The organism is Brevundimonas sp., from assembly GCF_013823285.1.
GTDB lineage: Bacteria > Pseudomonadota > Alphaproteobacteria > Caulobacterales > Caulobacteraceae > Brevundimonas.
In genome coordinates, this window is sequence record NZ_PNLV01000017.1 from 21,206 (window position 1) to 35,594 (window position 14,389).

General features: G+C 67.2%; 14 protein-coding genes. 5 read left to right on the top strand and 9 right to left on the bottom strand.

The annotated features are described in order from the left end of the window. Positions 1-47: 47 nt before the first annotated feature. A complete protein-coding gene (locus C0461_RS04225) occupies positions 48-1,103 on the top strand; it encodes a substrate-binding domain-containing protein (protein WP_292104252.1) in 1,056 nt (351 codons plus the stop codon). 82 nt (positions 1,104-1,185) lie between these two features. Here the strand turns inward: C0461_RS04225 and C0461_RS04230 are convergent, their stop codons facing one another. Both C0461_RS04230 and C0461_RS04235 read right to left on the bottom strand, forming a co-directional pair. Next, positions 1,186-2,268 (bottom strand): glycosyltransferase family 1 protein, encoded by a 1,083-nt coding sequence (locus tag C0461_RS04230; RefSeq protein WP_292104254.1) that lies wholly within the window; start codon positions 2,266-2,268, stop codon positions 1,186-1,188. Between the two features lie 92 nt (positions 2,269-2,360). Next, entirely contained in the window at positions 2,361-2,822 is a 462-nt protein-coding gene (locus C0461_RS04235; RefSeq protein ID WP_292104256.1) for an Lrp/AsnC ligand binding domain-containing protein, read from the bottom strand. 115 nt (positions 2,823-2,937) lie between these two features. On the opposite strand from C0461_RS04235, the gene putA reads away from it, so the two are divergent. Beyond that, the gene (gene putA / locus C0461_RS04240; protein ID WP_292104258.1) at positions 2,938-6,045 is read left to right on the top strand and encodes a bifunctional proline dehydrogenase/L-glutamate gamma-semialdehyde dehydrogenase PutA; all 3,108 of its coding nucleotides are present in this window, start codon (positions 2,938-2,940) and stop codon (positions 6,043-6,045) included. A gap of 89 nt (positions 6,046-6,134) precedes the next feature. Next, entirely contained in the window at positions 6,135-8,114 is a 1,980-nt protein-coding gene (locus C0461_RS04245) for an ATP-binding protein (RefSeq protein WP_292104259.1), read from the top strand. Here C0461_RS04245 and vsr read toward each other — a convergent pair. From vsr to rpmB, 3 genes are all read right to left on the bottom strand, one after another. Further along, positions 8,111-8,524: a DNA mismatch endonuclease Vsr gene (gene vsr / locus C0461_RS04250; RefSeq protein WP_292104272.1), complete on the bottom strand. Its 414-nt coding sequence runs from the start codon at positions 8,522-8,524 to the stop codon at positions 8,111-8,113. The genes C0461_RS04245 and vsr overlap by 4 nt on opposite strands. Positions 8,525-8,619: 95 nt before the next feature. Beyond that, entirely contained in the window at positions 8,620-9,108 is a 489-nt protein-coding gene (locus tag C0461_RS04255; protein ID WP_292104261.1) for a peroxiredoxin, read from the bottom strand. 122 nt (positions 9,109-9,230) lie between these two features. Beyond that, a complete protein-coding gene (gene rpmB / locus C0461_RS04260) occupies positions 9,231-9,527 on the bottom strand; it encodes a 50S ribosomal protein L28 (RefSeq protein ID WP_292104262.1) in 297 nt (98 codons plus the stop codon). Positions 9,528-9,753: 226 nt separating this feature from the next. Here rpmB and C0461_RS04265 point away from each other — a divergent pair, with 226 nt between their 5' ends. Then, positions 9,754-10,218, top strand: a complete 465-nt coding sequence (locus C0461_RS04265; protein WP_292104263.1) for a DUF3617 family protein — start codon at positions 9,754-9,756, stop codon at positions 10,216-10,218. Between the two features lie 22 nt (positions 10,219-10,240). Here the strand turns inward: C0461_RS04265 and C0461_RS04270 are convergent, their stop codons facing one another. The 3 genes from C0461_RS04270 to fdxA form a co-directional block, all read right to left on the bottom strand. After that, positions 10,241-11,905 (bottom strand): hypothetical protein, encoded by a 1,665-nt coding sequence (locus C0461_RS04270; protein ID WP_292104264.1) that lies wholly within the window; start codon positions 11,903-11,905, stop codon positions 10,241-10,243. Between the two features lie 133 nt (positions 11,906-12,038). Continuing rightward, on the bottom strand, positions 12,039-12,575 hold the full coding sequence (locus tag C0461_RS04275; protein WP_292104266.1) for a CarD family transcriptional regulator: 537 nt from the start codon (positions 12,573-12,575) through the stop codon (positions 12,039-12,041). 311 nt (positions 12,576-12,886) lie between these two features. Further along, the gene (gene fdxA, locus C0461_RS04280) at positions 12,887-13,228 is read right to left on the bottom strand and encodes a ferredoxin FdxA (RefSeq protein WP_045318964.1); all 342 of its coding nucleotides are present in this window, start codon (positions 13,226-13,228) and stop codon (positions 12,887-12,889) included. Between the two features lie 162 nt (positions 13,229-13,390). On the opposite strand from fdxA, the gene C0461_RS04285 reads away from it, so the two are divergent. Continuing rightward, entirely contained in the window at positions 13,391-14,017 is a 627-nt protein-coding gene (locus tag C0461_RS04285; RefSeq protein WP_292104269.1) for a YceI family protein, read from the top strand. Here C0461_RS04285 and C0461_RS04290 read toward each other — a convergent pair. Next, entirely contained in the window at positions 14,001-14,285 is a 285-nt protein-coding gene (locus C0461_RS04290; protein ID WP_292104271.1) for a S4 domain-containing protein, read from the bottom strand. The genes C0461_RS04285 and C0461_RS04290 overlap by 17 nt on opposite strands. Positions 14,286-14,389 lie beyond the last annotated feature (104 nt).

Sequence of the window (14,389 nt, forward strand, 5' to 3'; positions counted from 1 at the left end):
ATGCTCCGGGTAAGGACGGTTTCCAGCTTCATGGGAGAATCCAGGACATGAGACCCTATCTGATCGCGGCGGCCGCTGCCGCCCTTCTCGCCGCGTGCGGTGACGGCTCCGGCGGCGCCGGCGCCCAGCGTGACACCGTGTGGGCCGCGGGCTCGTCCACGGTCTTCCCCTTCACCACCCGTGTGGCCGAGAACTACGCCCAACGCAGCGGCGGCGTCGCCCCGCGCGTGGAGTCGCTCGGCACCGGCGGCGGCATCGCGGCCTTCTGCGCGGGCGTGGGCACCCAGACGCCCGACATCGCCAACGCCTCGCGCCGCATGAAGGCCTCCGAGTTCGACCAGTGCGTGGCCAACGGCGTCACCGACATCATCGAGATCATGATCGGCTATGACGGCATTGTCATAGCCACGGCCCGCAACGGCGCCGACTTCGCCTTCGAGGGCGGAGACCTCTATCTGGCCCTGGCCGCCCAGGTTCCGGGCGAAGGTGGCGACTTCGTCGCCAACCCGCATGCCTCGTGGGACCAGGTGCGCGCGAGCCTGCCGGCGCAGCGCATCCAGGTCTATGGCCCCCCGCCTACCTCGGGCACCCGCGACTCGTGGCTGGAGCTGGGCATGGCGCCGTCGGCCCGGGCCGTGGCGCAGCTGGCCGCCCTGTCTGAGAGCGACGCGGATCGCTTCGAGGGCCTGGCTCACACCCTGCGCGAAGACGGCGCCTGGATCGACGCCGGCGAGAATGACAACGCCATCGTCCAGACCCTGACCCGCACGCCCGGAGCGGTTGGTGTGTTCGGGTTCTCGTTCCTTGAGCAGAACATGGACCAGGTGAAGGCCGCCACCGTCAACGGCGTGGCGCCCACAGTCGACACCATCGCCTCGGGTGAATACCCGATCAGCCGCTCCATGTTCATCTACGTCAAGAAGGCCCATCTCGGCGTGGTGCCCGGCCTCGAGGCGTTCGTGGCCGAGTACGTCTCCGAGAACAGCATGGGACGCGGCGGCTATCTGCAGGATCGCGGCCTGATCCCGCTGCTGCCGGAGCAGTTCGCGGCGCAACGGGAGGCCGTGACCAACCAGACCAGTATGGCCCGTCCGGAAGAGTGAGCGGGTTCACCGTCTGAGCCGACAAACGCCGCGAGCCTTACGGTTCGCGGCGTTTTTCTTCGGCCCACATCGAAGACTTGGGTCAGGCCGCCTTGCCGCGCACCCGGGCAAGACGCCGCAGACGCCGCCAGAGCCGCGTCTTCTGCGGCTCGGGGTAGGGCTGCAGGTTTTCCACGAATTGCTCGGCCGAAGCGCGCCAGCTGAACTTCTCCGCATAGGCGCGCACGGTAACGGGATCCATCTTCAGCGCCTCGAGGCAGGCGGTCTTCAGATTGTCGTCGATGGCCCCGGCGCCCGAGCCGGGGATGATGTCGATGGGGCCATGGGCGGGATAGGCGGCCACCGGGGTCCCCGCGGCCATGGCCTCCAGGATCACCAGCCCGAAGGTGTCGGTCCAACTTGGGAACACGAACACGTCCGCATCGGCGAAACAGCGAGCCAGTTCCTCGCCGAAACGGGCGCCCAGGAATTTCGCCTCGGGGTACCGGGATTCCAGATCGGCCTTGGCCGGGCCGTCGCCGACGATGATCTTGGTGCCGGGCAGGTCCAGCTCCAGGAAGGACTCGATGTTCTTCTCCACCGCCACCCGGCCCACGTTCAGCCAGAACGGGCGCGGCCAGTCCTTGCCGCCGAGCTCCTCATAGATGGGCTCACGGTCGGGCCGGAACAGGTCGGTGTCCACGCCCCGCGACCAGGGCGAGACGTTCCTGAACCCGTGCTCGGTCAGTTCGTCGCGCAGGGTGGGGGTGGCCACCATCAGCCGTCCCGACGGCTTGTGGAACCACTTCATGTAGGCGTAGCCCACCTGGACCGGGATCGGGAACCGGGCCGAGACGTACTCGGGGAATTTGGTGTGGTAGCTGGTGGTGAACGGCAGTTTCCATTCCACGCAGATGCGCCGCGTGGCGATGCCGATGGGGCCTTCGGTGGAGATGTGAACCGCCTCCGGCTCGAAGGCGCGCAGGCGCTCACGAATCTCTTCCTCCGCCCCCAGCGCCAGCCGGATTTCCGGGTAGGTGGGGCAGGGGATGGTCTTGAATTGCCCAGGCTCGATGACCTCCACCTCGTGGCCCATGGCGCGGCATTCGGCGACCGTGCGGGTCAGGGTGCGGACGACGCCGTTCATCTGGGGTTCCCAGGCGTCGGTGGCCAGTACGATGCGCATTAAGAGCTTCAGCTCCCCGTTTCCGAAGGGCGACAGGATTAACGCCTAACCGCGACAAACGCGAGACATGATCCGCGTCCGGACGGGGCGGATCAGATCGGCAGGATCGGGATGCTCTTGATCTCCTCCATCACCGCATAGGTGCGGGTCTCGCGCACGCCCGGCATGTGCACCAGAACGTCGCCCAGAAAGGCGCGATAGGCGTCCATGTCCGCCAGCCGGGCCTTGATCAGATAGTCGAAACCGCCCGCCACCATGTGGCACTCCATGATCTCGGGCGTCTTGCGGGCCTGGGCGGCGAACGCGTCGAACAGATCGCCGGTGGTGCGGTCCAGAACCACCTCGATGAAGATCAGCAGCCCGCGGTTCACAGCCGCCGGGTCGATCAGGGTCGAATAGCCCAGGATCACCTTGCGCTGCCGCAGCCGTTTGACCCGCTCCAGACAGGCCGCCGGAGACAGATTGCAACGCTTGGCCAGCTCGGCGTTGGTGATCCGGCCATCCAGTTGAAGAGTCTTCAGGATTCGAAGATCAGTCGCATCCAAATCATGCATTCGGCGTTCTCGCTTCCAAACCAAATTATGTTCGGTTCAGATGGCCAAGATACGGAGGATATTTCCTTCTGGCCAGAGTAATGGGAGCCGAACACCTGCCGGAGCTGCGAAGCGCGTGAGTCACTGGGACGCCCTGGATCATCTGAAGTTCCGCGACGAGCGCGAGGCCGTGGCCGACCTGCTCGGGCGCATGCCGCTGGACCCGGTCGAACGGGGCGCGGTGGTGGCCGAGGCCATTTCCCTGGTCGAGCGCGCCCGCGCCGCCGCCAACCGTCAGGGGGTGGTCGAGGGATTCCTGCAGGAATACAGCCTGGGCACCCGCGAGGGTCTGGCCCTCATGTGCCTGGCCGAGGCGGTGCTGCGCACCCCCGACGACGAGACCCGCGACCGCCTGATCGCCGAAAAGATCAGCTCCGCCGACTGGGCCAGCCATCTGGGTCAGTCCGACAGCCTGTTCGTCAACGCCTCCACCTGGGGCCTGATGCTGACCGGCAAGCTGGTGGATGTGGACGACGACGCCCGTCGCGACCTGCCCGGCTTCCTCGCCCGCGTCGCCGGCCGCATCGGCGAGCCGGTGATCCGTCAGGCGGTGGTCACGGCGGTCAAGATCATGGGCGAGCAGTTCGTGTTGGGCCGCAACATCGGCGCGGCCCTGAAGCGGGCGGATCGCCACGACTGGCTGTGCAGCTTCGACATGCTGGGCGAGGGCGCGCGCACCGCTGCCGACGCCGAGCACTATGAACGCATCTACGCCGGGGCCATCGAGGCCGTCGGCAAGGCGCGCGGCGAGGGCGAAGGCCCTGAGGACGGCCACGGCGTCTCGGTCAAGCTGTCGGCCCTGTCGCCCCGCTACGAGGCTATCCAGGAAGAGCGGGTGTGGAGCGAGCTCTATCCCCGTGTCCTGCGCCTGGCGAAGCTGGGGGCGAAGTACAATCTGAACTTCACCATCGACGCCGAGGAAGCCGATCGCCTCGTCCTGTCCCTCAAGCTGCTGGACCGGCTGGCCCACGAAACCGAACTGGGCGACTGGACCGGCTTGGGTCTGGCGGTTCAGGCCTATCAGAAGCGCGCGCCCCAGGTCATCGCCCTGATCGCCGATCTGGCCCAGCGGTCGGGCCGCCGGCTGATGGTGCGTCTGGTCAAGGGCGCCTACTGGGACACCGAGATCAAGCGCGCCCAGATCGCGGGCCGGGTGGACTATCCCGTCTTCACCACCAAGCCGGCCACCGACCTCAACTTCCTCGTCTGCGCCGAGGCCATGATCCAGGCCGCGCCCCATATCTACTCCCAGTTCGCCACCCACAACGCCCACACCCTCGCGGCCGTGAACCGCATGGCGCGGGAACGGGAGGTGCGCATCGAATTCCAGCGGCTGCACGGCATGGGCGAGGCCCTCTACGACGCCGCCCGGCACACCTGGAACGAGGGCGGCGAGCCGGTGGTGCGGGCCTATGCGCCCGTCGGCGGCCATGAAGAGCTGCTGCCCTATCTTGTGCGTCGTCTGCTGGAGAACGGCGCCAACTCCTCCTTCGTCCATGCTCTTCTGGACGAACGGGTCCCGGCCGGCGACGTGGCCGCCGATCCCATCTCCGCCGTCGAGGCCCAGCCCGACCGTCACCCCAAACTCCCGGTGCCCAGAGACATGTACGGAAATCGTCTGAACTCCCTCGGCCGCGACTATTCGCAGGCCGAAGACCGCGAAATCCACGCCCGGACGCTGGAGGCGCTGGACCGTGAAAAGCTCAACGCCGGCCCCTTCATCGGCGGGGCGCTGAAGGCGGGCGAGAGCCCGCGTGACGTGACCAGCCCGTGTGATCGTTCACGCATCCTGGGCCATGTCTCCGAGGCGACCGCCGAGGACGTGGACGAGGCCATCCAGCGTGCGGCCAGCGCCCAGGTGGCGTGGGACCGCGCCGGCGGCGCCGCCCGCGCGGTGATCCTGCGCGCCATGGGCGACGCGCTGGAGGCGGACATGGACCGTCTGATCGCTCTGCTGTGCCGCGAGGCGGGCAAGACCCTGGACGACGGCGTGGCCGAGGTGCGCGAGGCCGCCGACTTCTGCCGCTACTACGCCATGCTGGCCGAGCAGCAATTCGGCGGGCCCGAGGAGCTCATCGGGCCGGCAGGCGAGTCCAATCGCCTCGTCCTGCACGGCCGGGGCGTGTTCGCCTGCATCAGTCCGTGGAACTTCCCCCTGGCCATCTTCACCGGTCAGGTGGCGGCGGCCTTGGCCGCCGGCAACGCCGTGCTGGCCAAGCCGGCCGAACAGACCCCGCTGGTGGCCTGTGAAGCGGTGCGCCAGTTCCACAAGGCGGGGCTGGATCCCGACCTGCTGGCGCTGGTCCCCGGCCGGGGCGAAACCGTCGGCGCGGCTCTGGTCAACCATCCGGGCATTGACGGCGTGGCCTTCACCGGGGGCACCGAAACCGCCTTCGCCATCAACCGCTCCATCGCCGCCCGCGAAGGGGCGATCATCCCCTTCATCGCCGAGACGGGCGGGCTGAACGGCATGTTCGTGGACACCACCGCCCTGCGCGAACAGGTGATCGACGACGTGATCGTCTCGGCCTTCGGGTCGGCCGGCCAGCGCTGCTCGGCCCTGCGCATCCTGTTTATCCCCAAGGCCAACGCCGATGACTTCATCCAGCGTCTGGCCGGGGCGCTGAAGACGCGCGTGATCGGCGACCCCGCTGATCCGTCCACGGACATTGGTCCGGTGATCGACTCGGACTCCCGCGACATTTTGGAGAAACACGTCCAGCGGCTGGAGAAGGAAGCGAAGATCGTCGCCCGCGCCGACCTGCCCGAGGGCGCCGAGCGGGGCGACCTGTTCGCGCCGGTCATCGCCGAGATTCCCACGCCGGACTTCCTCGAAAAGGAGGTGTTCGGCCCGATCCTGCACATCTACCGCTACGACCCCGACAATCTGGAAGAGGTGGCGCGCAAGCTGGCGGCGCGCGGCTATGGCCTGACCCTGGGCGTGCACAGCCGCATCGACGCCTTCGCCGCCGACGTCATGGCGCTGGTCCCCGCCGGCAACGTCTATGTGAACCGCTCCATCACCGGCGCGGTGGTGGGCGTTCAGCCCTTCGGCGGCGAGGGCCTGTCGGGCACGGGCCCCAAGGCGGGCGGGCCCAACAGCCTGATCCGCTACGCCTCGGAAAAGGCCATCAGCGTCAATATCGCGGCCCAGGGCGGCGACCCCGCCCTGCTCAATCTCTAGGGGCTATCCCGGCATCGGGGGCGGCGTTGACTCTGCGTTAGGGCAAGCTGGGGCAGAATATGCGCCAACCGCCGCCGAAAGGCGGGCAGATGGGCGCATACATGGCTCACGACGCCGCCATCCATGACGAGGCCTTCGCCGACGCCGTGCGGCGTCGCCGGAAGAATTTGCTCATCCGCATGGGGGTGGGCGTCGTCGGCGTGCTGGTCTTCTCGCCCGTTATCGGTCCCCAGATAGCCCTGGCGTGGATCGCGATCTATTTTCTGGTCCAGTTGGTGGACGCCTTGGCCTGTTCGCCCATTTCCTCGGGCAAGGCGGAAACCCTTCCGCCGTGGCGCAAGCTGATCGCGGGCATCGCCATCGCTGGCAGCACGGCGGTCTATGGCTTTTTCGCCCTGCCCTTGTGGCAACTGGGGGGGCTTGCGGGCGGCATCTGCGCTGTGCTGATCCTCACGGGCGGCATGATGAACGCGCTGGTGGTTTCGGGCCGGTCGACCTTCATGCTGGCCCTGAATCTGACGCCGCTGGTGGTGTATCTGGCGGCCACCCCTCTGCTGATGATGGCCGAAGGCGCCGGACGGGCTGCGGCCACGGCGGCGGCTGTCATCTGCTTGACAATCCTCGCCTTTACCCTGGCCGCCTACGCCAGCAATGCGCGTCTGGCCGAATCCGGGCGGCAAGCGCAGCGCGATTCCGACCGACGCCGTCGTGAGGCGGAGAGCGCTGTCGCCGGCAAGTCCGCCTTCGTCGCTACCGTCAGCCATGATCTCAGAACCCCCCTGTCGGCCATTCTGACGGGCGCCCATGAATTGGAGATTCGGGCCCAGGACGCCGCCTCCCGGGAGAATGCGGCCCTGATCGGGGAAGCGGGCCGGATGATGAAAACCCTGCTGGATCATCTGCTGGACCACGCCAAGCTTGAGGCGGGGCGCATGGAGGTGGAGACCCAGACCTTCAATCTGCGCCACGTGCTGGCCCGCACCCTGCGCCTGTGGCAGCGCGAGGCTGCGGATCAGGGCCTGCGTCTGCGTCTGGAGGGCGCGGCCCACGCGCCGGCCTGGGTCGTGGGCGACGCCACCCGAATCCGTCAGGTGCTGAACAACCTGATCTCCAATGCACTCAAATTCACCCAGGAGGGCGCGGTGACCATCCGCATCCGCGCCTGGGATCAGGATCCGGACGCGACGGCTCTGATCATCGAGGTGATCGACACCGGGCCCGGCATGAACGCCCAACAGCTGTCACGCCTGTTCACCCCTTTCGACCAGACCGAAAGCGGCGTCGGCGCCCGCCATGGCGGCACGGGGCTGGGTCTGAGCATCAGCCGGGAGCTGGCCCAGCTGATGGGCGGCTGGCTGACCGCGCGCAGCGCCAAGGGGGAGGGCGCGACGTTCACCCTGGCCCTCACCCTGCCGAGGGCCGCAGCCCCGGACGCTCCGCCCGTGGAGGCGCCCGAAACACGGGACCGAAGCGCCCGCAGTCAGCCATTGGCGAGCGGGCGATCCGTTCGGGCTGCGCCGCCGCCGCCCGAACCCGAAACCCTCCCTGTCACCCCCCCACAGACCATCGAGACTCCGGGCACGTCCGCCGCGCCGCCGAACTCCGCCCTCGCCGACGAAGCCCTGTGCAGCGACGATGAGCCTGAAACGGCGGCGGATGACTCCGCCGGGCGGCCCCTGCGTGTGCTGGTGGTGGATGATCACGAGATCAATCGCCGGGCCGTCCAGCTGATCCTGACGCCGCTGGGTGTCGAGATCGCCACGGCTGTGGATGGGCTGGCCGCTCTGACTGCCGCGGAGATGCAGACCTACGATGTCATCTTCATGGACGTCCGCATGCCGGAACTGGATGGCCGCGAGACCACGCGACGGCTGCGCGCGGGCGACGGACCGAACCGCGCCACGCCGATCATTGCCGTCACTGCCGACACGGCCCAGGACGACATCGACGCCTGCATGGCGGCGGGCATGGACTATTTCGTCTCCAAGCCCCTGACCCCGGCGGCTCTGCTTGGCGCCCTGAACCATGTGCTGGCCGAGGCCGCGACCCGCGAAACCGTGGCCGCCTAGAGACCCAGGAAGGACCGCAGGCGTACATTCAGCGCCGCTGGATTTTTCAGGTCGCACTCCCACAGGGTCGCCACGCGCCAGCCATCGGCGATCAGCGCCTGTTCGGACATCCTGTCACGCTCCCGATTGCGCCCGATCTTGGCGCGCCAGTAGTCCGCGTTGGCCTTGGGCTCCCGGGCGCCACGCGCGCAGTCATGGCCATGCCAGAAGCAGCCGTGCACGAAAATCACCGCCCGCCGTCCCTTCATCACCACGTCTGGCCGCCCGGGCAGGCCCGCGCCTCCAAGGCGATACCCAACGCCCAGCGCCCTCAATGCCCGCCGCACGGTCATCTCCGGCGCGGTGTCGCGCCCCTTGACCCGTCTCATGACGGCGCTGCGCTTCTTCGGCGTGAAGACGTCGGTGGTCATGGCTGAGGCGTCGGAGCGCTCCTGCGGTCTCGGTCTCACCAGAGGGCGAGCCATGCCCTCAAGCAGCGAGCGCCTGCGGCGCGAGCGATAGGCGCTTAAGAGAGCTGCGTCAGCAGATGTTCGGCCGAAGAGACCTTGAACTCTCCGCCCTGCTCCACATTCAGCTGGGTCACCACGCCGTCCTTGATGAGCATGGAGTAGCGCTGTGAGCGATGACCCATGCCGAAGCCCGTGGCGTCCAGCTCCAGGCCCAGCTGCTTCGTGAAATCGCCGTTGCCGTCGGCCACCAGCAGGACGTCATCGCCGCTCAGGCCCTGTTGCTCGGCCCATGCGCCCATGACGAAGGGGTCGTTGACCGACACGCCCACGATCCGGTCAACGCCCTTGGCCTTCAGCTCGTCGTGCTTGTCCTTGAAGCCCGGCAGGTGGCGGGCCGAGCAGGTCGGCGTGAAGGCGCCGGGCACCGCGAACAGCGCCGTGGTTCCCTGACCGAACAGGTCGGCGGTCTTCACCGGCTTGGGCCCTTCGGGCGTCATGGTGGCGAGAGTGGCGTCGGGCAGGCGGTCGCCGGGCTTGATGGTCATGGAGGGCTCCTTGGGCTTGTTACCGGAAACAGATAGAGGCCCACGATGGCCATTCCAAGCGGCGCAAAGCAAAAGGGCCGGCGTTTCCGCCGGCCCTTCGAAATATGTACTGGGACGTCCGATCAGGCGGCGGTCTGTTCCGCCAGCTTGGCGCGGACCTGACGCTTGATGCGCTGGGCCTTGACCGACAGTTGCTCGTCGCGGGCCTTGACGATGAACACGTCCAGGCCGCCCTTGTAGTCCAGGGTGCGCAGCGCAGCGTTGGAGATGCGCAGGGAGAAGGTCTGACCCAGCGATTCCGAAGCCAGCTTGACCGTCTTCAGCGACGGCAGAAACCGGCGCTTGGTCTTGACATTGGAGTGGCTGACGCTGTGGCCGACCATCGGGCCGATCCCGGTGAGTTCGCAACGACGCGACATCGTCAAAATCCTTGGCAGGCGGGCGGACCGAACGGCCGCGCGGCGCATGAAACAGTGGCGCGCGGGACAGGGCTCCCGCGCGAGAGGGGGCCGTATAGGCGCACCGACCCCTTTGCGTCAAGGGCTCGGGAGTCTTTCGCCCCGCAGGTGAAGAGCCATTGTTCAGCTCCCGTTCAAGCGCCATCTGTAGGATCGACTGTCAACATCGCCGCAAGAAAGAGCGACCATGAAGACCATGACCCCCAAGCGACGCGCCCTGACCCTCGGCTCCGGTCTCGCCGCCGTGGCCGCGCTGGCGGTCGCGTCTGGCCCGCACGCCCAGACTCCCGCGCCCGATCAACCCCAGCCGGGCTACTGGGAATACACCACCAGCGTCATGGGCGTACGCGACACTGAACAGAAATGCGTTCGACCCAGCGAGATTCACCGCTTCTTCAATGGCCTGTCCACACGACGCTGGCAGTGCACCTACCCGGTGCGCGAAGTGGGCGGCGGGACCTCCCGTTTCGAGGGCACGTGCCGGGACAGACGGGGCCGTACCGTCAATGTGCGGCTGAACGGCCCTTACACCAGCGAGAGCTTCCGCTTCAGCGGCGGCGCCCAGCTGACACGCGGCACACCTTACATTCCCGCCAGCATCAACGCCCGCCGCATATCGGCCCAGTGCCCTGTGGACGCGGAATACTTCTGATCCCTGGCGAAATCGCCGGCTTTCAGGACGGATCTTCGGCCCTCGCCCGCGCCGATCTCGCCGCCTCGATACGCTGGAGCAGCTTGGTGAAGGCCGTGTCCGTCGGGTCCAGCTCCACCGCCGATCTCGCCGCCTCATGGGCCTGATCCAGCCGCTCCAGCAGGAACAGGGCGCGGGCCTTGAGCCAGTGCGCCTGTCCCATGTCCGGCTGGACCGCGATCGCCAGATCGGCGAGAGCCAATGCCGACTCCGCGCCTGAGGTTCGTTCCTGGGTCAGGATCTTGCGCCCAAAAAAAGTGAGCGCGGCGGCAGGGACGCCATCCATCCCGGACATCCGGCGCAAAACCTTCAGGCCGTCCTCGTCACGGCCCAGCCGATACAGCTGGCGGGCATGGGCGAACAGGTCGCGGGGTCCTGCGTCAGGCAGCTCGGCCAAGCGGCCGGTAACCACTCCGGCCCCGGCTTCATCTCCGACCTTTACACGGTGTGACAGGCAGCGTGTCAGGAACCGCCGATCTGACATCCGCCTGACGATCAGATCAGGGCGCACATCCAGCCGATAGGACCGCAGCAGCAAGGTCTCGATCCCGGTTCGATCCGCCTCGGTCGCCATCTCATGCAATTGCAGCATGTGGTCGACCATGTCGTGGGCGCGCCGCTCCATGGCCAGCAAACCGGAGCGTTTCCGGTCCTCGTTGTGGCGCTGCCCGATCTCCAGCCCCTGATCCGTCCGCCACGCCTCCACCTGGCTCCGCACCCGCTGGAACACCGCCTCTTCGTCGCGGGTGTTCACCCAGTATTCGTTGAGCAGGTAGCCCAACTGGCGGCGTATGCGCTCTGCCTGGGGCGCGCCGGGCACATTGAATGCCGCGTCGAGCCGGTCCAGCGTCGAGAGCGGCGTGCTCATGTGCGCATATTCGCTCCCCGCCAGGGTGAAGACCGGCTTGCCGTGCACCAAGGCTTGGACGCCGACGCCGGAATTGGCCGCCAGAACCGCCGCACTTGATGAAATCAGATCATGAATGGAGGCGTCCGACACCGTGACGAACTCCGAGCGGGCCGCTGCTTCCAGCGCTTGGACGATGTGGTCTGATCCGCACAGGGGATGTCGTTTCACCACCACCGGCAGGCGCAGCCGTTCAGCCGTCTGCACCAGGGCCTCCAGCACCTCAAACTGGGCGAAGCGGCTCAGTTTGAGCACTTCGTCATTGTTGACCTGCAGCGGGTAGAAGACCGCGAAACCCTCCCCGGGCGCAGCCGTGCGACGATTCGGTTGGGCGTAGCGGGACAGGTTCTCGGTTTGAAAGCGGCGTTGATAAGTGGCGATGACGGCGTCCGCCGCCGCAAGATCATATTGTGCGCTCTCGGCCTGCAGCGTGGGGTCATGGGCCAGGGCGCACCACCCGCTGTAGCCCCGGGCGTCCAGATACCAGAGATCCGGCAGGGCGGCGCCCTTGATGCTGTACGCGCCCGGTCCAGGTTCCCGCGCATGGTAGGCGTAATGCAGACCCTCGGCGGGGTCTGGCCGGTTGAGGGTGTCCGAGTAGGGACGAAAGGGCCGCGCGACGATCTCGCAACCAAGGCGCGACAGGGCTGCGAACAGACTGACATAGGTCGTCCGCACGTCGGCCCGGTCCGGGTCGTCCGCTTTCCAGAAATAGTTCGGAATGTCGACAAAGACCTTCAAGGTGTCCCCCGTCGTTCCTGCGGACTGATCCGATGATCGTGGGCGTCGCCCTTGCAGGGGCAGACGCGGCCCTCAAACGGGAACGCCCGACCTTTACGGCCGGGCGTTCCGAAATCAATCAGGAAGCGATGAGTCAGGCCGCTTCGGCCGCCGGCGGCGTGATGGCCTTCTTGGCGCTCAGCGACTTGGCCAGGAGCGCCACGGCCTCTTCCTTTTCGATGCGGTTGGCGGCCGCCACCTCGCGGGCCATGCGGTCCAGCGCCGATTCATAGAGCTGGCGCTCGGAATAGGACTGCTCGGGCTGACTCTCGGCGCGGTGCAGATCACGCACCACTTCGGCGATGGAGATCAGGTCGCCCGAGTTGATCTTGGCTTCGTATTCCTGGGCCCGGCGCGACCACATGGTGCGCTTGACGCGAGCGCGGCCCTTCAGGGTGCTCAGGGCCTTGGTCACCACATCCTCTGCGGCCAGCGAACGCAGGCCGGCGGTCTTGGCCTTGGCGGTGGGGACGCGCAGGGTCATCTTCTCATGGTCGAAGGTCACCACATAGACCTCCAGCGACATGCCCGCGACCTCCTGGGTCTCCACGGCCGCCACCTTGCCGACGCCGTGCGCCGGATAGACCACGCTGTCGCCCACCTTGAATTCCAGACCGCTCTTGCTCGTCATATCAAATCCTTTCAGCGGCGAAGACGGGGCGCTCGTTCAGGGCATGCAAGGTCACCGACGGCGATGCGGGATCGCCGACAATCAGCATGCGAAAACTAGAAACGAGAACGGTACACCCAACCTCTGGCCGATCCCGCCTTCCGGGGCGGGATTCTTTAACGAACGCGGGCGGCGCGCTGTAAAGCGGCGACCGCCCGACCCAATGAGCGATAATCTATCACAAAACCGCACAATTTCAAAATGTCCACGTTGCATGGTCGGGCATTCGCCGCCGGGCGCGACCATGGCGGAATTGAGGCGCGAAAAGCGCCTCAGGAACCCTTGCCCGGAGCCGTCGAGAAATACTTCTCGAACTTGCCCGTCTCGCGCTCGAACTGCTCCTTGTCGGCCGGCGGCTCGCCCTTGACGGTGATGTTGGGCCAGACCTTGGCGTACTCGGCGTTGATCTGCAGCCATTTGCCGTCCGGCTCGTCCTCGGTGTCGGGCTTGATGGCGTCCACCGGGCATTCCGGCTCGCACACGCCGCAGTCGATGCATTCGTCCGGGCTGATGACCAGGAAGTTCTCGCCCTCGTAGAAGCAGTCCACGGGACAGACCTCCACGCAGTCCATGAACTTGCATCTCACACAGGCGTCGGTGACGATGTAGGTCATCGAGGATCGCGGGTCCGGGCGCGGTTTCAGGAACGGTCGCGGAAATGGCCCTCGCACGCGGTCAAGTCAACCGCAGTTCCTCTGGCGCGAGCCGACAGAGCCCCTATCTGTAACTCTGGCGATTGCCAATCAGGCGCGCCCCACCTTCACAAGGAGACCCCCATGTCGTCAATCAGACCCGCCGCTTTCGCCGCCATCCTCGCCGTCGCCGGGGCGGCCGGCGCCGTGACCGCCCAGGACCCCTTCGTCACCGACCCGGCCCAGGTGCGCGCCGGCGTCTATGATCTGGACGCGAGCCACGGCAAGATCACCTGGTCGGTCAGCCACCTGGGCTTCTCCACCTATGTGGGCCAGTTCGTGAACGTCTCGGGCGAACTGACCCTGGACCCCGCCAATCCGGTCAACAGCGCCCTCAGCGCCACCATCCCGCTGGCCGATGTGGCCTCCAACGATGACGGTCTGGACGGCCACCTGCGCACGGCTGACTTCTTCGATGTGGAAAACCACCCCACGGCGACCTTCGTCGCCACCTCCATCGTCGTGGATGACGACGATGCGGACGAGGCCACCGTCACCGGCGACCTGACCCTTCGCGGCGTCACCCGCCCGGTGGTCATGGAGGTTGAGTTCAACCAGGCGGGCGTGAACCCCGTGAACCAGCGCTACACCGTCGGCTTCGACGGCGAGGCCACCATTCAGCGTTCGGATTTCGGCATCGATTACGGCCTGCCCCTGCTAGGCGACGAGGTCGAGCTGCACATCGAAGGCGAGTTCATCCTTCGGGACTAAGGGCGCAGTACAGGGCGCGGGCCTCCTCGGGCGGTCCGCGCCGTACGCCCAGGGCGGTGATGCGCACCGCAGTCACGCGCCCGCCAATGGCGAAAACCAGTTCGTCGCCGATCCGCACCGTGCGGCCGGGACGGTCCACGCGCAGCTGAACGCCCCCATGGGTGACGCGCACCCGGCCCGCCTCCACGAAGGCCGCAGCCAAGGCCCGGGTGCGCATGAACCGCGCCCGGTGCAGCCACACGTCCAGCCGGCAGGCCTCGTCGCTCATTCAGGGCGGCCCGCGCCCTTGCGACGCCGCCGCCGCCGGACGGGCGCCGGCGCGGGTGCGTTCAGAACCGCGAGGGCCGCAAAGGGCGAATCCTTGACCGGCCC